General features: G+C 35.6%; 1 protein-coding gene. It reads left to right on the top strand.

The features are described 5' to 3' along the window. Nucleotides 1–270 (top strand): hypothetical protein (locus tag ABS784_RS17125; protein WP_352513403.1); only part of this gene is annotated, 270 nt, incomplete at both ends.

The raw sequence follows: 270 nt of genomic DNA, 5'->3' as shown, positions 1-270 counted from the left end.
ATGAATTGTTTCGCGTTGATGAATGGAGAGAAAAAGCTACAACTGTGGATAATCGGGAAATACGCATGTTTATATACAACGCATCTGGAGAAAGAATGGTGATAGCAGACGAAGGAAAAGAGAGCAGAAAAATAATTCCTCTTGAAACAAAAACGGTGATGGCATCTTATATATGGAATAAGGAAACATTAAAAAGTTTGATGCAATTTTTGCTTGTTGTTGTAACGATTATGTTAATTGTTCGCATATGGTTCGAAAAGAAGACGGGTG

Source organism: Geobacillus sp. G4 (assembly GCF_040327975.1).
Taxonomy (GTDB): Bacteria; Bacillota; Bacilli; order Bacillales; family Anoxybacillaceae; genus Geobacillus; species Geobacillus thermoleovorans.
Note: the sequence above shows the minus strand (reverse complement) of the source record. Positions and strands in the feature narration are given on the sequence as shown.